18 protein-coding genes are annotated in these 21,678 nt (G+C 69.6%); 16 read left to right on the top strand and 2 right to left on the bottom strand.

The window, feature by feature from the left end:
- Nucleotides 1-15: 15 nt before the first annotated feature.
- The 5 genes from ACFRAQ_RS25380 to ACFRAQ_RS25400 all read left to right on the top strand — a co-directional run bounded on the left by ACFRAQ_RS25380 (nt 16) and on the right by ACFRAQ_RS25400 (nt 6,002).
- Complete coding sequence (locus ACFRAQ_RS25380; RefSeq protein WP_379103649.1) at nt 16-1,623, top strand: ABC transporter substrate-binding protein; 1,608 nt, start codon at nt 16-18, stop codon at nt 1,621-1,623.
- 4 nt (nt 1,624-1,627) lie between these two features.
- Nucleotides 1,628-2,554, top strand: a complete 927-nt coding sequence (locus ACFRAQ_RS25385; protein WP_357087656.1) for an ABC transporter permease — start codon at nt 1,628-1,630, stop codon at nt 2,552-2,554.
- A 13-nt stretch (nt 2,555-2,567) separates the two neighbouring features.
- Nucleotides 2,568-3,527, top strand: a complete 960-nt coding sequence (locus ACFRAQ_RS25390; RefSeq protein ID WP_379103652.1) for an ABC transporter permease — start codon at nt 2,568-2,570, stop codon at nt 3,525-3,527.
- The gene (locus ACFRAQ_RS25395; protein WP_379103654.1) at nt 3,524-5,194 is read left to right on the top strand and encodes a dipeptide ABC transporter ATP-binding protein; all 1,671 of its coding nucleotides are present in this window, start codon (nt 3,524-3,526) and stop codon (nt 5,192-5,194) included. Before ACFRAQ_RS25390 ends, ACFRAQ_RS25395 begins: the two co-directional genes overlap by 4 nt.
- Before the next feature lie 61 nt (nt 5,195-5,255).
- Nucleotides 5,256-6,002, top strand: a complete 747-nt coding sequence (locus tag ACFRAQ_RS25400; protein WP_379103656.1) for an oxidoreductase — start codon at nt 5,256-5,258, stop codon at nt 6,000-6,002.
- A gap of 469 nt (nt 6,003-6,471) precedes the next feature.
- Here ACFRAQ_RS25400 and ACFRAQ_RS25405 read toward each other — a convergent pair whose 3' ends face one another.
- Nucleotides 6,472-7,272: an HAD family hydrolase gene (locus ACFRAQ_RS25405; protein WP_379103658.1), complete on the bottom strand. Its 801-nt coding sequence runs from the start codon at nt 7,270-7,272 to the stop codon at nt 6,472-6,474.
- A 438-nt stretch (nt 7,273-7,710) separates the two neighbouring features.
- Here ACFRAQ_RS25405 and ssd point away from each other — a divergent pair, with 438 nt between their 5' ends.
- From ssd to ACFRAQ_RS25440, 7 genes are all read left to right on the top strand, one after another.
- Nucleotides 7,711-9,024, top strand: a complete 1,314-nt coding sequence (gene ssd / locus ACFRAQ_RS25410) for a septum site-determining protein Ssd (RefSeq protein WP_379103660.1) — start codon at nt 7,711-7,713, stop codon at nt 9,022-9,024.
- Between the two features lie 186 nt (nt 9,025-9,210).
- Nucleotides 9,211-10,407 carry a TadA family conjugal transfer-associated ATPase gene (locus ACFRAQ_RS25415; RefSeq protein ID WP_379103662.1) on the top strand — a complete coding sequence of 399 codons (1,197 nt, stop codon included), beginning with the start codon at nt 9,211-9,213 and terminating at the stop codon, nt 10,405-10,407.
- Between the two features lie 405 nt (nt 10,408-10,812).
- Nucleotides 10,813-11,454, top strand: coding sequence for a type II secretion system F family protein (locus ACFRAQ_RS25420; protein ID WP_379103664.1), 642 nt, complete (start codon nt 10,813-10,815; stop codon nt 11,452-11,454).
- The gene (locus ACFRAQ_RS25425) at nt 11,451-12,047 is read left to right on the top strand and encodes a type II secretion system F family protein (protein WP_379103666.1); all 597 of its coding nucleotides are present in this window, start codon (nt 11,451-11,453) and stop codon (nt 12,045-12,047) included. The genes ACFRAQ_RS25420 and ACFRAQ_RS25425 overlap by 4 nt, the downstream gene beginning before the upstream one ends.
- A 78-nt stretch (nt 12,048-12,125) precedes the next feature.
- Nucleotides 12,126-12,320 carry a DUF4244 domain-containing protein gene (locus tag ACFRAQ_RS25430; RefSeq protein WP_379103805.1) on the top strand — a complete coding sequence of 65 codons (195 nt, stop codon included), beginning with the start codon at nt 12,126-12,128 and terminating at the stop codon, nt 12,318-12,320.
- A gap of 35 nt (nt 12,321-12,355) precedes the next feature.
- The gene (locus ACFRAQ_RS25435) at nt 12,356-12,670 is read left to right on the top strand and encodes a TadE family type IV pilus minor pilin (protein ID WP_379103668.1); all 315 of its coding nucleotides are present in this window, start codon (nt 12,356-12,358) and stop codon (nt 12,668-12,670) included.
- Nucleotides 12,667-13,062, top strand: a complete 396-nt coding sequence (locus ACFRAQ_RS25440) for an Rv3654c family TadE-like protein (RefSeq protein ID WP_379103670.1) — start codon at nt 12,667-12,669, stop codon at nt 13,060-13,062. The genes ACFRAQ_RS25435 and ACFRAQ_RS25440 overlap by 4 nt, the downstream gene beginning before the upstream one ends.
- Nucleotides 13,063-13,382: 320 nt before the next feature.
- Here the strand turns inward: ACFRAQ_RS25440 and ACFRAQ_RS25445 are convergent, their stop codons facing one another.
- Nucleotides 13,383-15,779, bottom strand: coding sequence for a DEAD/DEAH box helicase (locus ACFRAQ_RS25445; RefSeq protein ID WP_379103672.1), 2,397 nt, complete (start codon nt 15,777-15,779; stop codon nt 13,383-13,385).
- A 435-nt stretch (nt 15,780-16,214) separates the two neighbouring features.
- On the opposite strand from ACFRAQ_RS25445, the gene ACFRAQ_RS25450 reads away from it, so the two are divergent.
- The 4 genes from ACFRAQ_RS25450 to ACFRAQ_RS25465 all read left to right on the top strand — a co-directional run bounded on the left by ACFRAQ_RS25450 (nt 16,215) and on the right by ACFRAQ_RS25465 (nt 21,473).
- Complete coding sequence (locus tag ACFRAQ_RS25450) at nt 16,215-16,418, top strand: cold-shock protein (RefSeq protein ID WP_029925108.1); 204 nt, start codon at nt 16,215-16,217, stop codon at nt 16,416-16,418.
- A gap of 317 nt (nt 16,419-16,735) precedes the next feature.
- Nucleotides 16,736-19,648 carry a type I DNA topoisomerase gene (gene topA, locus ACFRAQ_RS25455; RefSeq protein ID WP_379103807.1) on the top strand — a complete coding sequence of 971 codons (2,913 nt, stop codon included), beginning with the start codon at nt 16,736-16,738 and terminating at the stop codon, nt 19,646-19,648.
- A 61-nt stretch (nt 19,649-19,709) separates the two neighbouring features.
- Nucleotides 19,710-20,216, top strand: a complete 507-nt coding sequence (locus tag ACFRAQ_RS25460) for a DinB family protein (RefSeq protein WP_379103674.1) — start codon at nt 19,710-19,712, stop codon at nt 20,214-20,216.
- 42 nt (nt 20,217-20,258) lie between these two features.
- Nucleotides 20,259-21,473 carry a DNA polymerase III subunit delta' gene (locus ACFRAQ_RS25465; RefSeq protein WP_379103676.1) on the top strand — a complete coding sequence of 405 codons (1,215 nt, stop codon included), beginning with the start codon at nt 20,259-20,261 and terminating at the stop codon, nt 21,471-21,473.
- Nucleotides 21,474-21,678: the final 205 nt, after the last annotated feature.

Here is a 21,678-nt window from a genome sequence, read left to right on the forward strand (position 1 = left end):
AGGCGGGAGAACGCGTTGAGAATCAGAGGGATCGCCGTACTGGCCGCGGTGCTCGCGCTGATCGCCGCCGCGGGACTCACCGGATGCGCCGTCACTCCGGCCTACGGGGACATGGTCGCCGTCAACGGCACCGAGCCGCAGAATCCGCTGATCCCCTCCAATACCAGCGAGAACGGCGGCGGGCGCATCGTCGACCGGCTCTTCGCCGGACTGCGCTACATCGACCAGCGCGGCGCCCTGCACGACGAGGTCGCCCAGTCCATCGACACCACCGACCAGCAGCACTACCGGATCACCCTGAAACCCGGGTGGACCTTCAGCGACGGAACGCCGGTCACCGCACACTCTTTCGTCGACGCCTGGAACTACGGGGCGCTGGTCACCAACGCGCAGCTGCAGAGCTACACCTACGGGCCGATCGTCGGCTTCGCGGACGTGCAGGCGGATCCCCCACGCGCGCAGACCATGTCGGGCCTGAAGGTGGTCGACGACCTGCACTTCACCGTCGACCTGGTGGCGCCCACCATCGACTTCCGGACCCGGCTGGCGTACGCGCCGTTCTATCCGCTGCCCGCCGCCGCCTTCAAGGACATGAAGGCCTTCGGGCAGCACCCGATCGGCAACGGCCCCTACCGATTCGCCGACGGCAACGCCTGGCAGCACGACGTCCAGCTCACCGTGGTGCCGAACGAGCGCTACCGGGGCGGGCGGCCGCCCCGCAACAAGGGCCTGACCTTCGTGTTCTACTCCAACTTCGACGCCGCCTACTCCGACCTGCTGGCCGACAATCTCGACGTGCTCGACACCGTCCCCGACAGCGCCATCGCCGTCTACAAGCACGATCTCGGCGACCGCGCCATCGAGGCCCCCACCGCGCAGAACCAGTGGCTCGGCTTCCCGTCGAACATGGCGCACTTCGGCGGTGAGGAGGGGCGGCTGCGGCGGCAGGCACTGTCGATGGCCATCGATCGCGCGCAGATCGGGCGGAAGATCTTCCACGGCACCCGAATTCCGGCCCGCGACTTCACCTCCGCCGTGCTGCCCGGATTCGATCCGAACCTGCCCGGCTCCAACGTCCTCGACTACAACCCGGCCGAAGCCGTCCGGCTGTGGAACCAGGCCGACGCCATCGCGCCCTGGAGCGGGAGCTTCGAGATCGCCTACAACGCCGACGGTGGCCACCAGGCCTGGATCGACGCCCTGGCCAACAGCATTCGCAATACGCTGCACATCGACGCCGTCGGCGCGCCCTACCCGACCTTCAAGCAGCTGCGCGACCAGGTCGTACACCACACCATCGGCAAGGCCTTCCGCTACGGCTGGCAGGGCGACTACCCGACCATGTTGCAATTCCTCGAACCCGGCTTCGTGACCGGCTCGGAATCCAACGACGTCGGCTACAGCAACCCGGAATTCGACCGGCTGCTCACCGCCGCCGAAGCCGCGCCCACCGAAGCAGAGTCGTGGAAGCTGGTGGGGCAGGCCCAATCCGTGCTGCTGCGCGACCTGCCCACCATCCCGGTCTTCGACTACATCAACTCCGCCGGCTACTCCAAACGCGTCCGCGACGTGGTCATGACCTGGAACGGACTGGCCGACTTCGAGAACATCGAGCTGAGGTGACCTGATGGCCTGGTACATAGCGCGGCGGCTGCTGCAGATGATCCCGGTGTTCTTCGGTGCGACGCTGCTCATCTACTTCCTGATCTGGAAGGTCACCGGCGGGTCGGTCACGGCGCTGGCCGGGCAGCGCACGCTGACACCGGCGCTGGAAGCGCAGCTGAAAGCGCAATACGGGCTGGACAAACCGTTCTGGTGGCAATACCTGCACTACCTGAAGGGCATCGTCACCCTCGACTTCGGCACCTCGTACTCGGGACGGCCGGTGCGCGAAGTGCTCGCCCGCGCCTTCCCGATCACCTTCCGGCTGGCGCTGCTCGCGGTGTTCTTCGAGGCGGTGTTCGGCATCGCGTTCGGCGTGATCGCCGGACTGCGCAAGGGCGGCTGGTTCGACTCCACCATGCTGGTGCTCAGCCTGCTCGTGATCGCCATGCCCATCTTCGTGATCGGATTCCTGGCCCAGTTCCTGTTCGGCGTCACCTGGCATCTCGCGCCCGTCACCGTCGGCTCCGACGTGAGCATCCCGCGGCTCGTCCTGCCCGCGCTGGTCCTCGCCTCGCTGTCCTTCGCCTACGTGCTGCGGCTGACCCGGAACTCGGTGGCGGAGAACAAGGACGCCGATTTCGTGCGCACCGCCACCGCCAAGGGCCTGCCGCGGCGGCGGGTGGTCGTGGTGCACATCCTGCGCAACTCGCTGATCCCGGTGGTCACCTTCGTGGGCGCCGACCTGGGCGCGCTCATGGGCGGGGCCATCGTCACCGAGGGCATCTTCAATATCCCCGGCGTCGGCGGCACCCTCTACCAGGCCGTGGTACGCGGTGAGGCGCCGACCGTGGTGTCCTTCGTGACCGCGCTCATCGTCATCTTCCTGCTCTCCAACCTGATCGTGGACCTGCTCTACGCCGTGCTCGACCCGCGGATCCGCTATGCCTGACGGGAGCGCCGACATGCCCGAAACCTCACCGCCCCGGCGTGATCCGCGACCCGGCCAGGAACGCTGGGTGGCGCCGCCCGACGCCGTCGAAGTGGTCGCCACCGACCGGGTCGACGTGCACGGCGCGCCCGCCGGATTCTGGGGCTCGGCCTGGCGGCAGCTGCGCCGGAAACCGCTGTTCCTGGTCTCGATGGCCATCATCGTGCTGGTGCTGCTGGTCGCCGCGTTCCCGGGCCTGTTCACCGGACAGGATCCGCGGCACTGCGTGGTGGATTTCAGTCTCGCGCCACCGAATCGGGACCACTGGTTCGGTTACGACCTGCAAGGCTGCGACATCTACGCCCGCACCATCTACGGCGCGCGGGCCTCCGTGCTCACCGGCGTCGGGGCCACCCTGCTGTTCCTGCTCGTCGGCGGCAGCCTCGGCGCGCTCGCGGGATTCTATGGGGGACCGCTGGATTCGATCATCTCCCGGATCGCCGAGATCGTGTACGCCATCCCGCTCATGCTGGCCGCCATCGTCCTCATGCAGCTGGCCGGGCACCGCACCATCTGGGTGGTGATCGCCATCCTCGCGGCCTTCACCTGGCCGCAGGTCGCGCGCATCGCCCGCGGCTCGGTCCTCGCCGCCAAGGGCAGCGACTACGTGCTCGCGGCCCAAGCGCTCGGGGTGTCGCGATTCCGGATCCTGGTGCGGCACATCATCCCCAACGCGCTCGGACCGGTCATCGTGGTGACCACCATCTGGCTGGGCGTCTTCATCGTCACCGAGGCCACCCTGTCGTTCCTCGGCGTCGGACTGCCGCCCACCGAAGTGTCCTGGGGCGCGGACATCGCGGCCGGACAGCGGCAACTGCGCGCCGGATCGCTCATCCTGTTCTACCCGGCCACCGCGCTGGCGCTGACCGTGCTCGGCTTCATCATGCTCGGTGACGCGCTGCGCGACGCACTCGACCCCAAGGAGCGGCGATGACCGAGCCCCTGCTCGACATCCGGGACCTGCGAGTGTGTTTCGGATCCGGGGACAACCGGGTCGAGGCGGTGCGCGGGGTGAACCTCACCGTGTACCCCGGCCAGACCGTGGCCATCGTGGGAGAGTCCGGGTCCGGGAAGTCCACCACCGCGCACGCCGTTATCGGACTGCTGCCCGGCGGCGGGCGCGTCGAATCCGGCAGCATCCTGTTCCAGGGGCGGGATCTCGCGGGAGCATCCGAATCGGAGCTGGTCGCGGTGCGCGGCAACGGGATCGGATTCGTGCCGCAGGACCCCATGTCCAACCTCGATCCGGTGTGGAAAGTCGGATTCCAGATCTCGGAGACCCTGGCCGCCAACGGCATCGCGCGCGGACGGGCCGCGCGGCAGCGAGCCGTGGAACTGCTCGCCGAGGCGGGGATCAAGGAACCCGAACGGCGCGTCGGCCAGTACCCCCACGAATACTCCGGCGGGATGCGACAGCGCGCGCTCATCGCCATCGGGCTCTCGGCGCGGCCGAAACTGCTCATCGCCGACGAACCGACCTCCGCGCTCGACGTCACCGTGCAACGCCAGATCCTCGACCACATCGACGAACTGACCCGCGAACTCGGCACCGCGCTGCTGCTCATCACCCACGACCTCGGGCTCGCCGCCGAACGCGCCGAACACCTGGTGGTCATGTACCGCGGGCGGGTGGTGGAATCCGGACCGGCGGCGGAGATCCTGCGCGATCCCCGCCACGAATACACGCGACGACTGGTGGCCGCGGCGCCCTCGCTGGCGGCTCGGCGCAGCGCCACCACCGCCGAACGCGCCGCCTACCGGAACCTCGCCATCGACGTGGCCGACGCCGAAGCGGCCGACGTGCCCGGCGACATCGTGGTCGCCGAGGGGCTCACCAAGCGGTATCGGGTGCGCGGGTCGGTGCCGTGGAAGCACACGGAATTCACTGCGGCCGACAATGTCTCGTTCCGGCTGCGGCGGGGAACGACCACCGCGCTGGTCGGGGAATCGGGCTCCGGCAAGACGACGGTGGCATCCCTGGTACTCGGATTGGACACGCCCACAGCGGGTTCGGTGCACTTCGACGGCCAGGACGTCGCCGAGCTCGCCCGCCGGACGCCGCTCGCCTTCCGGCGGCGGATCCAGCCGATCTTCCAGAACCCCTACGGGTCACTGGATCCCACCTACTCGATCCATCGCGCCATCGCCGAACCGCTGCGCACCCACCGCATCGGCACCCGGGAGTCGCGCGACGCCCGCGTCCGGGAACTCCTGGACCTGGTGGCCCTGCCGTCCGCCGTGGCCGCCCGCTATCCGCGCGAATTGTCCGGCGGCCAGAGGCAACGCGTCGCCATCGCCCGCGCGCTGGCGCTGGAACCCGAGCTGATCGTGTGCGACGAGGCGGTGTCCGCGCTCGACGTCCTGGTGCAGGACCAGATCCTCGAGCTGCTCAACACCCTGCAGGCCGAATTCGGGCTCTCCTACCTGTTCATCACCCATGACCTCGCGGTGGTGCGGCAGATCGCCGATTCGGTCCTGGTCATGCAGGACGGGAAGGTGGCCGAATCGGCGTCCACCACCGACCTGTTCGCGAACCCGCGGTCGCCGTATACCCGGCGCCTGCTCGAAGCCATCCCCGGCCGCGATCTGCACGTGAGCTGACGAGCCCGGGGCGCGAGGTGGTGGCCCGGGCGCTGGTGACCAGCCAGTAGCCTCGTATCTCGTGACCGACCCGCTGCAGCCCCTCGTCGACCTGCCCGGCGTGCGCGACGCCGCCGACAAGGCCCGTGACGCCCTCGCCGCGGTGCACCGCCACCGGGCGAACCGGCGCGGCTGGCCCACCACCGCCGCCGAGGCCGCCGTCCGCGCGGCCCGCTCCTCGGCCGCCATCGAGGGCGGCACCATCGACCTGCCCGCCGACGGCAACGTCGAGGACCCGATCCTCGCCGGCTCGCTGCGCGTCGGGCAGGCCCTGGACGCGGAGGCCCTCACCAACCTGGTCGGCGTCTGGCAGCGCGCGCCCCTCCAGGCCCTGGCCCGCCTGCACCTGCTCGCCGCGGCCGACATGGTCGAGGATCAGCAGCAGCTGGGCCGTCCGCGCAACGTGCCCGGAGTCGCCGAGCGCCTCGACCTGCTCGCCCAGACCGTCACCACGACCAAAGCGCCCGCGCCGGTCATCGCGGCCGTCGTCCACGGGGAGTTGCTCTCACTGCGCCCCTTCGGCACCGCCGACGGGATCGTCGCCCGTGCCGCCTCCCGGCTCGTCGCGGTGTCCAGCGGTCTTGACCCCCACAGCCTCGGCGTTCCCGAGGTTTTCTGGCTCCGCCGCCGTCAGGCGTATCTGGACGCGGCGGCCTCCTTCGGCATGGGCACCGCCGACGGGGTCGGCGGCTGGGTGATCTTCACCTGCGGCGCGCTCGAGGACGGCGCGCGCGAAGCCCGCTCGATCGCGGACGCGGCCTCGGGGTAAACGCCCCTGACATCGAAAACGCGTGTGCACCACCGTGATTCGAGGTATCGCACGCATTAAGAGCGGGCGGCGTTGTCGCGATTGCGACCTCACCGCCCGCTAGCACGGACTACCCGGTTACCAAGCGTGCTTTTCGGGTTGTGTTCTCTTCGGCCTCGGCGAGCTCTCCGGGATCCGGTGGTTCATCCCCGCATTGGATGCGAGGCCCTCGCCGTCGAAATCCCGGATAACGCAGGCCCACAACTATCCGTGCCCTTGTCGCGGCGTGCTCCGCGTGGGTGCCTGGTGTCCGTGCTGGGAAGGGTGGGATGGGAGGTCGAATCTTCTCTTCCGATCCGATCTTGGCCTTCCGTCCTTCCGTGCCTCCATTGTTACCCCGTGACCGCCGTCACATCAAGACCTGCGGAAACTTTCCAATCCCGGCGTGTCCGCCTCGTTTCACGCCCGGCGAATCGGACGAATGACCGGGTCAGCGTCGCCGGCGCAGCAGCCGGTAACTCAGTGCTCCGGCCGCCACCGCGCTCAAGCCGACCGCGACCGTCGCGGCCACCGTGGTGGTCGTCGGCGCCGGGATCCGGGCCCACAGCGACACCGGGTTGGAGAAGGCCAGCACCGGCCAGCCGCGGGCGGCGGCCTCGCGCCGCAGACCCCGGTCCGGGTTCACCGCGGTCGGGTGGCCGACCACCTCCAGCATCGGCAGGTCGGTCACCGAGTCGGAGTAGGCGTAGCAGCGGTCCAGGTCGTAATCGTAGTGCGCGGCAAGCTTTTCGATCGCCTCGACCTTGCCGGGGCCATAACAGTAGAACTCCACTTCGCCCGCGTACCGGCCGTTTTCGATCACCATGCGGGTGGCGGCGAAATGATCCGCGCCCAGGGCTGCCGCGATGGGGGCCACCACCTCCTCGCCGGAGGCGGAGACGATCACCACGTCGTGTCCCCGAATCCGATGGTCCGCAATGAGATCCGCGGCTTCCGCGTAGATCAGCGGGTCCACGATGTCGTGCAGGGTCTCGGCGACGATCGAGCGCACCTGGTCGACATCCCAGCCCGCGCACATCTTGGTGAGGTGCTCGCGCATGCGCTCCATCTGGTCGTGATCAGCGCCGGACAGCAGGAACAGGAAGTGCGCGTAGCTGCTCTCCAGCACCGCACGCCGGCTGAGCAGGCCCTGGTCCAGGAACGGCTTGCTGAAGACGAAGGCGCTCGACCGGGCGATCACCGTCTTGTCGAGATCGAAGAAGGCGGCGACTCGTCCGCGTTCGGCTGTCACGGGTCCAGGATATGGTTCCGCGGCGCGCGGCGGGCGTCGTGGGTCGTCCCGCGCGGGTCCCCGATGCGCCGGGGTCCTTCATGCGACTCGGTCGGCGGGCATGGTCGACGTCACGTTCGAACCGGGGTTCGCCGGGGTTAGCCAGCTGGAAGCCGGGCGGTCAGGACGGGAAAAAGACTCGCCGGGCGGACTTGCAATACGGCCGGGGCTTGGGTGTAGTATCGCAGTTACCTGGACATGGTCCAGGCGCGTTCAGCCCGACCCCCCGGGGCTGAACCCGACGGCCCCAGCCTCCTCCCCCCCCGGCTGGGGCCGTCCTCTATTTTCAGGCGGTTTCGGATCCGCCCACGCTTCCCGAATTGTGCACAGGCCGCGTGTTATCCACACTCGCCGTCGGGCCGCTGTCGCGGCCTCGCCAATCAGGCGACGCTGACCTGCATGAACTCCGATGCCGCCACCCCACCCGCGCTCGCGCTGGTCGCCGATCCCCGTCTGCGCGAGGAGATCCGCCGCATCGCCGCCGCGGCCGACCACCCGCTCGACGAACGCGTGCCACCCCCGGGTCGACACCCCTGGACAGCCGCGTCCGTCATCATCCTCGACACCGCCGCCGCGCGTAGCTGCGTATCCGCCGGGCACCCCCGTCGCCCGGGGATCCTCCTGGTGACCGACGGCGAGCCGAGTTTGCTCGACTGGCAAGCCGCCACCGCGGCGGGCGCCGAACAAGTCCTTCCCCTGCCGGCCGCAGCCGACGCCTTGATCGCCGCCTTCGCCGCCCACGACGGCCGCCGTCCCGGCGACGGCGCGGTCCTCGCGGTCGCGGGCGCGGGCGCCGGTGCGGGCGCCTCGGTGCTCGCCGCCGCCGTAGCCCTCACCGCCGCAGGACGTTTCCGCGACCGCACCCTGCTCGTCGACTGCGCGCCCTACGGCGGCGGCCTCGATCTGCTGCTCGGTCTGGAGAAGCACGCGGGCCTGCGCTGGCCCGACCTCACCATCGAACACGGCCGTGTCGCCGCATCGGCGCTGCACGAGGCCCTGCCCAGCGCTTCGGGACTGGCGGTCCTCTCCTGTGGAAGAGCCGCTCCCGCAGGGGAACTCGATGCGGAGGGCTGTGTGATCGATCGCGGCGAGATGGCCGGGCTCCACGGAATCCCCGGAGTGGCAACCGAACTCGGCTCCGGAGCGGAGGCGCCGAGCGGCGCGTGGGCGGATGGCGGTGGGGCGAATTCTCCGCTGGCGCCGGCGGCGGTGCGCGCCGTCCTCGAGGGTGGTCGCGCGGCCGGTGATCTGGTGGTCGCCGACCTGTCCAGTGACCATGGTCCGCACACGGATCAGGTTCTCGATCTGGCGGATCTGGTGGTGCTGGTGACGCAGGCGCGGTTGCGTTCGATCGCGGCGGCGAAGTCCGCGGCGGCCTACCTGAAGGCTCGAAACCCGCATGTGCGCTTGATCATCCGCGGACCGGCCCCCGGCGGCCTCACGCCCACCGACATCGCGGAGACTCTCGCGCTGCCACTGCTGTCGGCCGTTCCCTCCCAGCCGGGGCTGACCGAGCGCCTGGAACGGGGCGGTCTCACCGTGCGCCGTCGCGGTCCGCTCCGCTCCGCCGCCGAGTCCGCGCTGACGGCCTTGTTCACCGGTGGTCCCGGCCATGACCGGGCAGCGCGCCACCCGGGCCCGTTCTGGTGGAGCCTCGCCCGGGCGCGTGGCACCCACGCGGGGCCGCGGGCGTCAGCGCAGGCGGGCCGATGACGCCGGGGTGCGGGCGCTGCCGGTTGCAGCGGGTGCTCGTGGGCATCTGGCCGGATGCGCGCGCCTCACGGGCATCGGGCGGGGGTCCGCTGTCGCACGCGCGGTCGACCGCCGGGCGATTGACCTACTGCCGTATCGGGTCCGGGCCCGGCTGCCGCTGGCTCGCCTTCGATGTGGAGGTGCGTGATGAGTGAGCTGGTGACGGCGGAACTGCTGGAGCGGGTGCGGGAGCGGCTGGCCGACGGGGCCGCCGATCCGGATCCGGCTCGCGTGGCGGCGGCCATCCGGACCGAGGCCGGCGGGGTGCTGGCCGACACGGATCTGTTGCGCGCCTTGCGAATGCTGCAGACCGAGATGACCGGAGCGGGGGTGCTGGAACCGCTGCTGCACGATCCCGAGGTGGCCGATGTGCTGGTCACCGGACCGGAGTCGGTGTGGGTGGATCGCGGGCGGGGGCTGCGACGCACATCGATCCGATTCCCGGACGACGCGGCGGTGCGGCGCCTGGCCCAGCGGCTCGCACTCGCGGCCGGACGCAGGCTGGACGACGCGCAGCCATGGGTGGACGGTCGACTGCCGGGAATCGGGGCGGCACAGGGGGATTCGTTCGGCGTCCGATTGCACGCGGTGCTCTCGCCGATCGCACACGGCGGCACCTGCCTGTCTCTGCGGGTGCTGCGGCCCGCCACCCTGGGCCTGGATGCCCTCGCGGCGGCCGGGGCGGTGAACTCCGACGCGAAGTCGCTGCTGGAGCGCATCATTCGCGCCCGGCTCGCCTTCCTGGTGGTGGGCGGGACCGGATCGGGCAAGACAACCCTGCTGTCGAGCTTGCTGGCCACGGTCGATCCGGCCGAGCGCATCGTCTGTGTCGAGGACGCGGCCGAGCTCGCGCCGCCGCATCCGCACGTGGTCCGGCTGGTGGCCCGGCCCGCCAATGTCGAAGGCGCGGGCGAGGTCACGATGCGCGACCTGGTCCGCCAGGCGCTCCGCATGCGGCCCGACCGCATTGTCGTCGGGGAGGTCCGCGGCGCCGAGGTGGTGGACCTCCTGACGGCCCTGAACACCGGACACGACGGCGGGGCGGGCACGGTGCACGCGAACTCGCCCGGCGAAGTCCCGGCCCGCCTGGAGGCGCTGGCCGCCCTCGGCGGCCTGCCCGCGGCCGCCCTGCACAGCCAGGTGGCGGCGGCGATCCAGGTGATCCTGCACGTTCACCGCCATCCCGACGGCCGCCGCACGCTCCGCGAGATCGGCCTGGTCACGGCCGACAGTGGCCGGGTGCGGCTCGTCCCCGCGTGGACCGCCGACGATCGTCCGGCCCCGGCGGCGGCCGCCCTGCTGACCCTGCTCGAGGAAAGGACCCCTGATGATTCCCGCGAGTGACGAGTGTTCGGGTTCGTGCGGGTGCCCGCGGCCCGGAGCGGTTCCGCGCGTCCGTCTGGAGAAGACCTACCCGGTTCCGGTCGATAATGCGCCGTGCTGCAATCCATTCGGGCTGCACGGGCCGCGGTTTCCTGGTCTCGGGCTGGCCTGGCCCGCGGGATGTAGCTGCTGTGCTGGCGGTGAATCGACTGGGACACAAGAAGAGTCGCCCGCATCGCTGAGCGAAGGCAACTGATGCTGACCGGCATCGGCCACTCGGCTTCCGTGCTGGTGTGCGTCGCGATCGCGCTGTTCTTGTTGCCGCCGCCCATCGCCCGACGGCGGTTGCGTAGGTTGTTCGATCAACCTGCGGGCGCGCGAAAGACCCAGTACACCTTGATTGTTCGAACACTTCCGTTCGCCGCCGTGCCTCTGTTGCTGTTCGCTGGTCCAGGATCTGTGCTGGCCGGGTTGCTGGTGTCCGCGACCCTCGTGGTCCGCTTTCGCCGGTCCCGCCGTGAGCGGTCGCGGATCGCCGCCACAGCGCAGCTGCTGGAGGGGTTGGAGGCGGTGATCGGTGAACTGCGCATCGGGGCCCATCCGAGTACGGCGGCCGCGGTGGCTGCGGTCGAGACCGAGGGCGAGGTGGCCAGGGCTTTCGCGGTCAGCGCTGCGCGCAGCCGACTGGGCGGGTCGGGCGCGGAGGGCCTGCGCCGCCCCGATTCGGTGGTGGCACGGGAACTGTCCCGGGTGGCCGGTGCCTGGCGGGTGGCGGAGCGGCACGGCCTCGCGTTGGCCGAGCTGTTGACGGCCGCGCGTCTGGATCTGCTGGGCCGCAAACGCTTCCGGGACCGCACGGCCGCGGCGCTGGCCGGAGCCCGAGCGACAGCGGTGGTTTTGGCCCTGCTTCCGGTCCTCGGCATCGGCCTCGGACAGCTGATGGGCGCGGCTCCACTGCGGGTGCTGTTCCTGTCCCCGGCGGGAACGGCCCTACTGCCGTTGGGTTCCGCCCTCACCTGTGCCGGTCTGCTGTGGTCCGACGCCATCGCGGGCAAGGTGCTGCGATGAGTCCCGCTGTCGCCGTGCTGGCGGCTCTCTCCCTGCTGGTCCTGCCGGGCCGGGTCGGCGCGGTGCGCAGGCTGCGCCGGATGCGTGGCTCCACGTCGGCGGAACCGCCGATGCCTTCGGCCTTTCCGGCCGATCCGGATGTGCTGGGCGTCGCCTCGGCGCTCGATCTGCTCGCGGCCTGCCTGCGAGCCGGGCTGCCCACACCACGCGCCGCCGCCGCGGTGGCCGCGGAATCGCCTGAGCCGTTGGCGTCGGTCCTGTCCCGGGTCTCGGATCTGCTGATGTTGGGCGCGGATCCCGCGAGCGCCTGGGCGCAGGCCACCGAGGGTGTCGCCGACGACGCGGTGGAGGCGCTGGCCCGGATGGCCCGCCGGTCGGCGCGTTCGGGAACCGGATTGGCCACCGCCGTCACCGAATTGGCGGAACGCCGCCGCGGGGAGCTCGAGGATGCCGCCGCCGCCCGCGCCGAACGGGCCGGGGTGCTCATCGGCGGCCCGCTCGGCCTCTGCTTCCTGCCCGCCTTCGTATGCCTGGGCATCGTCCCGGTGGTACTGGGTCTGGCGGGCCGGGTACTGGACGGCGGTCTGCTGTGACCGCCGACAACTGTGCCGGCGCGGAACTGCCGCGCCGCGACGAGGGAGGGAGAAACCGTGGGAACGACCATCCGACACCTGTGCTGGGAACTGCGCGCCCGACTGCTGCGCGCCCTGACCGCCGACTCCGGTATGAGCACCGCCGAGTACGCGATCGGCACCATCGCGGCCGCGGCCTTCGGCGCGGTGCTCTACACCGTGGTCACCGGGAACAGCATCGTGAGCGCGCTGACCGCCATCATCGACCGAGCCCTGAAGACTCCCGTCAAGTGACGTATGCCACACCACCTGATCATGCCGAGGCGGGGATGGCGACCGTTGAGGCGGCGATCGCGCTGGCCGCGCTGGTCGCGGTCGTGATCCTCGGTGTCGGCGCCCTGCTGGCGGTGTCGGCGCAGGTGCGGTGTGTCGACGCCGCCCGTGAGGCGGCCCGGCTCGCGGCCCGCGGCGAGACCGACACCGGCGTCGCGACCGCCCGACGGCTGGCGCCGGCCGATGCCCGGATCGTCGTCCGGTCCGAGGGGGAGCTCGTGGTGGCCGAGGTGAGCGCCCACGCCGCGCTGGTCCCGGTCACGCTGCACGCGGCGGCGGTCGCGGCTCGGGAACCGGGGGAGTCGCCATGACCGGTCCGCGGCGGGATTCGGGCGGGGTGACGGTGACCGCGTGCCTGGCGCTGATCGGCCTGTTCGCGGTGACGATCCTGGTCGCGCAGGTCGGGGTGGCGGTCGTGGCCCGGCATCGGGTGCAGGCCGCCGCGGATCTGGGCGCGCTCGCGGCGGCGGGTGCCCTGGATGGCGGCGTGGGTGCCGCGTGTCGCCGGGCCGCCGAGATCGCGGCCCGCATGGGTGTCCGGTCTGCCGGGTGCGAGGCGCGGGGATGGGACGTGACGGTGACGGTCGTCGGGCGGGTGTCGCTCGGGCCGCTCGGGGAGCGCGATGTCCGGGCCGCCGCCCGGGCGGGCTTGGGGGATGACCTGGGGTTGCGAGGGGATATCTCGTACCGAGCGGTTGGTTAAAATTGTGATGGCGCGGGCCACATCGGTGGTCGATCAATGCGGAAATTCGATGAAAGCTTTAGCCGAATTGAAGAGGTTTCGATTGCATTGCAATTCGTTGCCCGAGACTCATTCGAATGAATGCACAGGTAAATCCACGAGTGCCATATTCGAGTGGAGCAACCCCTCAGTTAACAGGATGACATCCCTTTTTAATCGACTCGAGGCCTCGGCGTGTCGCCGCCACCCTCCAGCATCCGGATTCGGCCCGATATCAGCCAGTTGACGACGCCGACCGGTTGGTCGGATGGCGCTCCGGTCTCACCGCGGCGACGGCGGCGTCACGGTTCGGGAGTGCCGTCGTCACCTTCGCCCAGATCGGCCAGAACCGCCCGCAGGAGCCGAGCGGCCCCGGCCTTGTCCAGGGGATTGTTGCCGTTCCCGCACTTGGGTGACTGCACGCAGGACGGGCACCCGGCCGCGCAGCCGCAGGAGTCGATCACGCCCAGCGTGGCGGTCAGCCAGTGTCGTAGTCGCAGGAACCCGCGTTCGGCGAATCCGGCCCCGCCGGGATGTCCGTCGTAGACGAATACTGTTGGCAGACCGGTGTCGGCATGTTCAGCCGTCGACACTCCGCCGATGTCCCACCGATCGCAGGTCGCGACCAGCGGCAGCATGCCGATGGCGGCGTGCTCGGCCGCGTGCAGCGCGCCCGCGGCGTGTCGCGCGTCGATGCCGGCCCGGGCCAGCAGGTCCGGCGTGACGGTGTAGTACACCGCCCGGGTGGGCAGGGTCTGGGCGGGCATGTCCAGCGGGATCAGGTCCAGCACCTCGCCGCTGGGCAGTCTGCGCAGGTAGGCGACGACCTGCCGGGTGACCAGCACCTGAGCCAAACCCGTGGTGACCGAGCCGTACCGCCGTTCCTCGGTGACCGCCTCGATCGCCAGGGTGGTGACCGCCCGCGCGCTGGTGCTCCACCCCGGCGTGTCGGCGCGGACCAGGGCGACGCCCTCCTCCAGGTCCAGCTCGTCGACCACATAGCTCTCGCCCTGATGCAGGTGCACCGCGCCCGGGTGCAGGGTCGCGGGGGCGCGCCCGGCGTCGGTGGTGCCCAGCATGCGCCCCGATTCGACGTCCACCACCGCGATCGCGGTGCCGATCCCGCCGCGCACGTCCACCGCGTCGTGCGGGTGCGCGTCGGCCGTCACGAACCAGCGCGCCGATCCGTCCCGCGCCACGCCCGCGCGCCGCCGGATCAGACCCTGTTCGGCCAGGTCGGACAGCAGTTCCCAGGCTTCGAAGGCATGCACTTCGGCATCGCTGAGCGGCTGTTCCAGCGCCGCGCACAGCAGGTGCGGCCCGAGCACGTACGGATTGTGCGGGTCGGTGATGGTCGCTTCCAGCGGCCGCCCGAGCAGCGCTTCCGGGTGGTGCACGAGGTAGGTGTCCAGCGGGTCGTCACGGGCGATGAGCAGCACCAACGACCCCTGGGTGCGGCGTCCGGCGCGCCCGGCCTGCTGCCAGAACGAGGCGACCGTCCCCGGGTATCCCGCCACCACGACGGCGTCCAGTCCGGCGATGTCCACGCCCAGTTCCAGGGCATTCGTGGTGGCGGCTCCCAGCAACGTGCCCTCCGACAGGGCCGCTTCCAGGGCGCGCCGGTCCTCGGCCAGATATCCGGCCCGATAGGCCGCGACACGCCCGGGCAGTCCCGCGTCCACGTCGGCGAGCAGCCGCCGGGTGTCCATGGCGATGAGTTCCGCGCCGCGCCGGGACCGCACGAAGGTCAGGGTGCGGGCGCCTTCGGCCACCAGATCGGCCATCACGGTGGCCGCTTCCGCTCCCGCCGAACGCCGCAGCGCCGCACCGTTTTCCCCGGTCACGCCGCTGCCCACGAGCGGCGGCTCCCACAGCGCCACGGTCCGCGCGCCCTGCGGCGACCCGTCCTCGGTGACCGCGACACACGGCGCGCCGATGAGTTTCTCAGCGGTGGCGGCGGGGTCGGCGGCCGTCGCGGAGCACAGCACGAAGACCGGATCGGCCCCGTACCGCTCGGCGAGTCGCCGGAGTCGGCGCAACACCAGCGCCACGTGCGACCCGAAAACCCCGCGATAGATATGGCATTCGTCGACCACGATGTACCTGAGCTGCCGAAACAGCCGCGCCCACCGCTGATGCGACCGCAACATGCCGACGTGCAGCATGTCCGGATTCGTGAAGACCCAGCGCGCGTGCGACCGCACCCACTGCCGGATCTCCGCCGGCGTGTCGCCGTCGTAGGGCGCGGGATGGATGCTCCGCAGCGGATCTTCGCTGGTCAGCTCGTTGACCATGCGCAGCTGGTCGGCTCCCAGCGCTTTGGTCGGCGCGAGATACAGCGCGGTGGCCCGCGGATCCTCCTGTAGCGCGGTCAGCACCGGCAGCTGGTACGCCAGCGACTTTCCAGACGCCGTTCCGGTCGACACCACCACGTGCCGGCCCGCCGCGGCGAGGTCCGCGGCCCGGCTCTGGTGGCTCCATGGCTCCGTGACCCCGGCCGCCTGAACTGCGGCGATGACGTCGGGAGATGTCCATTCGGGCCATTTCGTGACCTGCGCCGAGCGCGGTGGTAGCTCACGAACATGAGTGAGGCGGGAGTCACCTGAAACAGGGCCGTTTAGGACACGATTCAGCAACGATCTCCCGTAGCTGATGTCGCTCGCATCTCCGGATCGCGGCGCCGGATCTCGATCAATCATCGAAGCGCCATCGCGACACGCCGAAGGGGTGCGAAACGTGTGTGCGTCCGCCGCTCTACCTGCCATTTCACTACAGGGTAGCGACCTGCCTCACACCCTGTTTGCCAGATGCTCGCTCTGTTATCCGGAAGCAAACCAACTTCAAGTACGGATTTGGGCATTATGCCCCTCACCTGCGCATTCGCAAGATCAACTTTTTTGCAAATTGTGGGTAACTCCGCTGTTGAATTGCCCGAAGACATGGTTCACTGGTCCCTGGTCGCAAGCTTCTGTGTTCGAGGGAACGGATCTAAAGTCCAAACCATCAGCAGGATCGATGTTGCGAACGGTGTACTAGGTGCTTTCCTGCAGGGGGAACAGAGTACAGCGGTCTCAACGGACCCGGTGGATGAACCCAGTTGTCCGCCGTTCCGGTATGGAAAGAGAAGGAACAGAATGGCACAGGGAACTGTGAAGTGGTTCAACGCGGAGAAGGGGTTCGGCTTCATCGCGCCCGAGGACGGCTCCGCTGACGTCTTCGTCCACTACTCCGAGATCCAGGGGTCGGGCTTCCGCACCCTCGAGGAGAACCAGAAGGTCGAGTTCGAGGTTGGTCAGGGCACCAAGGGCCCGCAGGCCACCGGTGTTCGCGCGCTCTGAGCGAGCCAACCCCTAAGGTTCCGTCCCCCATCGCCCCCGGCGGTGGGGGACGACCCATATCTTGACCCATTACACTCGATCACGATCAGGGGCTACATCGTCGCCGCGCACCAGCCGCGGCCTTTGAACACGGTATAAACGTTGCTGGCAGCGATATCGGACATCGCAGCCGCTTTGCCCCAGCCGCGTAGAGCGCGTACACCAAGCTCCGGCGCGGATCGAGACGAAAGGTGTGTTCGCCGGTGGCAACACGAGACCGCGGTGCAGCGCCGAACCCCGAGGCAGCGCCCGACCAGGGCCGTTCCCTGCGTCGTCTCGTGATCGTCGAGTCGCCGACGAAGGCCAAGAAGATCGCCCCGTATCTGGGCCGCGGTTATGTGGTGGAGGCGTCGGTCGGCCACATTCGGGACCTGCCGCGTGGTGCGGCGGATGTGCCCGCCAAATACAAAGGACAACAGTGGGCGCGGCTCGGCGTCGACGTCGATCATGATTTCGAGCCCATCTATGTTGTCAGCCCCGAAAAGAAGGGGAAGGTCAGCGAGCTGAAGAGCCTGCTGGCCGACGCCGACGAGCTCTACCTCGCCACCGACCCCGACCGCGAGGGCGAGGCCATCGCCTGGCATCTGCTCGAAACCCTCAAGCCCAAGGTGCCGGTCCGGCGCATGGTGTTCCACGAGATCACCGAGCCCGCGATCCGCGCGGCCGCGGCCGACACCCGGGAACTGGACCAGGATCTGGTCGACGCGCAGGAGACGCGGCGCATCCTGGACCGGCTCTACGGCTATGAAGTGTCGCCGGTGCTGTGGAAGAAGGTCATGCCGCGTTTGTCGGCGGGCCGCGTGCAGTCGGTGGCGACCCGGGTCATCGTGCAGCGCGAGCGGGAGCGCATGGCGTTCCGGTCCGCGGAGTACTGGGACATCGCGGCCAAACTGGATGCCGGCGGCAAGGAGGACGGCGGGAATCCGCGGGTCTTCGGCGCACGCCTGGTCAGTGTCGACGGTCTGCGGGTCGCGACCGGTCGTGACTTCGGCGCCGACGGGCAGCTGAAGTCGCAGTCCAACGACTCCGCCGCGCCGACCGTTCGCGTCCTGCGCGCCGCCGACGCCCAGCATCTGGCCGAGTCACTGCACGGCGTGAATCTCTCCGTCAGCTCGGTGGAGTCGAAGCCGTACACGCGAAAGCCGTACGCGCCGTTCATGACCTCGACCCTGCAGCAGGAGGCGGGACGCAAGCTGCGTTTCACCTCCGAGCGCACCATGCGGGTGGCGCAGCGGTTGTACGAGAACGGCTACATCACCTATATGCGTACCGACTCGACGACCCTGTCGGAGTCGGCGATTCAGGCGGCGCGCTCGCAGGCCACCCAGCTGTACGGCGCGGAGTACGTGAGCCCCACGCCACGGCAGTACACGCGCAAGGTCAAGAACGCGCAGGAAGCACACGAGGCGATCCGCCCCGCCGGTGACACCTTCGCCACCCCGGGCCAGCTGCACAACAAGCTCGACGGCGACGAATTCCGTTTGTACGAGCTGATCTGGCAGCGCACAGTGGCCTCACAGATGCAGGACGCGCGTGGCACCACGCTGACCGTCCGCATCACCGGTGTCGCGAATTCCGGTGAGGAGTGCGTGTTCTCGGCGTCGGGCCGGACCATCACCTTCGCGGGCTTCCTCAAGGCGTACGTGGAGAGTGTCGACGAGGAGGCGGGCGGCCAGTCCGATGACGCCGAATCGCGGCTGCCCGCGCTGACCGAGGGCCAGGGCGTCACCGCCATCGAGCTGCTGCCGGACGGGCACACCACCAATCCGCCCGCGCGATTCACCGAAGCCTCGCTGATCAAGGCGCTGGAAGACCTCGGCATCGGCCGTCCGTCCACCTACTCCTCGATTATCAAGACCATTCTCGACCGCGGTTACGTGTACAAGCGCGGTAGCGCGCTGGTGCCGTCGTGGGTGGCGTTCGCGGTGATCGGGCTGCTGGAGGAACACTTCGGTCGGCTGGTGGACTTCGACTTCACCGCGGCCATGGAAGACGACCTCGACGCCATCGCCGGCGGCCGCGAGCAGCGCGGAAACTGGTTGTCCTCCTTCTATTTCGGTGGCGATCACGGCGCGCAGGGTTCGGTCGCGCGCGAGGGCGGCCTGAAAAAGATGGTGGGCGAACGACTCGACGGCATCGACGCGCGAGAAGTCAACTCCATCAAGCTCTTCGCCGACGACGAGGGCCGCGATGTGGTGGTCCGGGTCGGCAAGTTCGGGCCGTATCTGGAGCGCATGGTCGTCAATCCCGATGACCCGGACGGGGATCCGGTCTCGCAGCGCGCCAACCTGCCCGACGATCTGCCGCCGGACGAGCTGACCCCGGAGGTCGCGGAGAAGCTGTTCGCGACGCCGCAGGAGGGTCGCTCGCTGGGTGTGGATCCGGAGTCGGGACACGAAATCGTCGCCAAGGAAGGACGTTTCGGCCCGTACGTCACCGAGGTCCTGCCCGAGCCGGTCGAGGAAGCCGACACCGGCGCGAAGAAGACGACCAAGAAGGCGGCCGACAAGCCGAAGCCGCGCACCGGCTCGCTGTTCAAGTCCATGAGCGTGGAGACGGTGACGCTGGACGAGGCGCTGCGGCTGCTGTCGCTGCCGCGCGTGGTCGGTGTCGACCCGGCTTCCGGGGACGAGATCACCTCGCAGAACGGCCGTTACGGGCCGTATCTGAAGAAGGGCACCGATTCGCGGTCGCTCACCGGTGAGGACCAGATCTTCACGGTGACCCTCGAGGAGGCGCTCAAGATCTACGCCGAGCCCAAGCGGCGCGGTGGGCAGGCGGCGAGCGCGCCGCCGCTGCGGGAACTGGGCGTCGACCCGGTGTCGGAGAAGCCGATGGTGATCAAGGACGGGCGTTTCGGCCCGTACGTCACCGACGGCGAGACCAATGCCAGCCTGCGCAAGGGCGACGAGGTCGAGTCCATCACCGACGCCCGGGCTTCGGAGCTGCTGGCGGACCGGCGGGCGCGCGGCCCGGTGAAGAAGGCCGCGAAGAAGACGGCCAAGAAGGCGGCGGCGAAGAAGACCCCGGCCAAGAAGACGGCGGTGGCCAAGACCGTGGTCAAGAAGGCGGCGGCGAAGAAGGCGGCGGCCAAGACGGCCGACGGCGTCACCACCAAGAAGGCCGCGGCGGCGAAGAAGGCCCCGGCCAAGAAGGCCGCGACGAAGAGCGCCGCGTCGGCGCAATCCTGACGATTGTCGGCGCCCTGCCGTAGCGTGCTGTTCGGAACACGCACCAGCGGAAGGGCATTCGATGACGGTCGACCACGAGCGGGAAGAGCTGATCAAGGTTCTCGCGAGCCAGCGGGACCTGCTCCGGATCACTGTCCGGGGCATCGACGACGAACAGGCGCGCCAGCGCACCACGATCAGTGAACTCACCCTCGGCGGGCTGCTCAGTCATTGCGTGAATGTCGAGCGGCACTGGACCACCATCCTGGTCGAGCGGGACCCGAACTCCGAATTCGATGTCTCCCGAATGGATTCCGAGTACCGGCTGGACGCGGACCAGACGGTCGCGGGGTTGCTCACCGAGTGGGAGGCGGTGGCCGAGCACACCGCGAAGCTGATCCGCGAACTACCGAACCTCGAGGATTCGGTGCCGACGCCGACCGCCCCGTGGGCGCCGGAGCGGGAGTGGCTGACCGTGCGCTACATCCTGCTGCACATCCTGCGGGAGATCGCGCACCATTCCGGTCACGCGGACATCATCCGTGAGGCGCTGGACGGCGCGAACACGACATATCAGCGCGCGAACTGACACTCGGCGGCGCTGTCGGGGGTGGCCGCTAAGGTGGTCGGCGTGGCGGGTGTCTTCGATCGGCTGGTCGGCCAGGGTGCGGTCGAGTCCGAGTTGACGGCTGCGGCGGTGGCGGCGCGGGGTGGGGCCGGATCGTCGTCGGCCATGACGCATTCCTGGTTGTTCACCGGTCCGCCCGGTTCGGGGCGGTCGGTGGCGGCGCTGTGTTTCGCGGCCGCTCTGCAGTGCACGGACGAGGGGACGCCCGGCTGCGGCCGCTGCCACGCCTGCACCACCACCATGGCCGGCACCCACGGCGATGTGCGCCGGGTGGTGCCGGAGGGTTTGAGCATCGGCACCAAGGAGATGCGCGAGATCGTGCAGGTGGCGTCGCGGCGGCCGAGTACCGGCCGCTGGCAGGTCGTGGTGGTGGAGGATGCGGATCGGCTGACCGAGGCGGCGGGCAATGTGCTGCTGAAGGTGGTCGAGGAGCCGCCGGCCCGTACGGTCTTCCTCCTCTGCGCGCCGTCGGTGGATCCGGAGGACATCTCGGTGACGCTGCGATCCCGCTGCCGCCACGTGCATTTGGCGACGCCGTCGGTGGAGTCGATCGCCCGGGTGCTGCGTGAGCGGGACGGGTTGGACGACAAGGTCGCCGGTTGGGCGGCCTCGGTGAGCGGTGGCCACGTCGGTCGCGCCCGCCGGCTGGCCACCGATGACGACGCCCGTGCGCGCCGCCGCCGGGCCCTGGCCTTGGTCGCGGCGACCGCTCGCCCCGCTCAGGCCTATGCGGCCGCTGATGAGCTGGTGAAGTCCGCCGATGACGAGGCCAAGCTGGTCAGCGCCGACCGCGATGAGAAGGAACGCGACGCCCTGGCCACCGCGCTGGGCGCCGGCGGCACCGGCAAGGGCACCGCCTCGGCGACCCGGGGTTCCGCGGGAGCATTGAAAGACCTGGAAAAACGCCAGAAATCACGCGCCACCCGCACCGGCCGCGACGCCCTGGACCGTTCCCTGATCGATGTGGCGGGCCTCTACCGTGACGCGCTGGCCGTCCGTTTCGGCGCGGCCGCCGCCGATTCTTCGTCCGGCGTCACCCTCACCCACCCCGATATGGCCGACCAGATCCGCGAACTCGCCACCGACGTCCGACCCGAAGGCCTGCTCCTTTCCATCCAAGCCGTCCTCGACTGCCGCGAGGCCCTCGAAACCAATGTGAAGCCCCGCTTCGCCCTCGCCGCCATGGTCGCCGCCCTGATGGCAGCCCGTTCCGCCTGACCGCCGAGTGTGGTTGGTCACCGTGAACACACGTTTTCGCGATTCGGGCACGAGACGATAGACTCGCAGCGCCGGAAGGCACGCCGCCTTAGCTCAGTCGGTAGAGCGCTTCACTCGTAATGATGAGATGCAAGTCTTTCGCGGCATTTTCTCCCCCTCTGAAAACCTTCTGACCAGCTAAGTTTCATGAGCAGACTTTCGTGAA

This window comes from Nocardia sp. NPDC056611 (assembly GCF_042792755.1).
In the GTDB taxonomy this organism is placed as follows: Bacteria; Actinomycetota; Actinomycetes; order Mycobacteriales; family Mycobacteriaceae; genus Nocardia.

Excerpts from the sequence above, each read along its gene's own strand:
- ACFRAQ_RS25415 (WP_379103662.1), top strand. The coding sequence starts at position 9,211 with ATGAGTGAGCTGGTGACGGCGGAACTGCTGGAGCGGGTGCGGGAGCGG.
- ACFRAQ_RS25435 (WP_379103668.1), top strand. The coding sequence starts at position 12,356 with ATGGCGACCGTTGAGGCGGCGATCGCGCTGGCCGCGCTGGTCGCGGTC.
- ACFRAQ_RS25445 (WP_379103672.1), bottom strand. The coding sequence starts at position 15,779 with ATGATTGATCGAGATCCGGCGCCGCGATCCGGAGATGCGAGCGACATC.
- ACFRAQ_RS25460 (WP_379103674.1), top strand. The coding sequence starts at position 19,710 with ATGACGGTCGACCACGAGCGGGAAGAGCTGATCAAGGTTCTCGCGAGC.
- ACFRAQ_RS25425 (WP_379103666.1), top strand. The coding sequence starts at position 11,451 with ATGAGTCCCGCTGTCGCCGTGCTGGCGGCTCTCTCCCTGCTGGTCCTG.
- ACFRAQ_RS25440 (WP_379103670.1), top strand. The coding sequence starts at position 12,667 with ATGACCGGTCCGCGGCGGGATTCGGGCGGGGTGACGGTGACCGCGTGC.
- ACFRAQ_RS25395 (WP_379103654.1), top strand. The coding sequence starts at position 3,524 with ATGACCGAGCCCCTGCTCGACATCCGGGACCTGCGAGTGTGTTTCGGA.
- ACFRAQ_RS25385 (WP_357087656.1), top strand. The coding sequence starts at position 1,628 with ATGGCCTGGTACATAGCGCGGCGGCTGCTGCAGATGATCCCGGTGTTC.
- ACFRAQ_RS25450 (WP_029925108.1), top strand. The coding sequence starts at position 16,215 with ATGGCACAGGGAACTGTGAAGTGGTTCAACGCGGAGAAGGGGTTCGGC.
- ACFRAQ_RS25390 (WP_379103652.1), top strand. The coding sequence starts at position 2,568 with ATGCCCGAAACCTCACCGCCCCGGCGTGATCCGCGACCCGGCCAGGAA.
- ssd (WP_379103660.1), top strand. The coding sequence starts at position 7,711 with ATGAACTCCGATGCCGCCACCCCACCCGCGCTCGCGCTGGTCGCCGAT.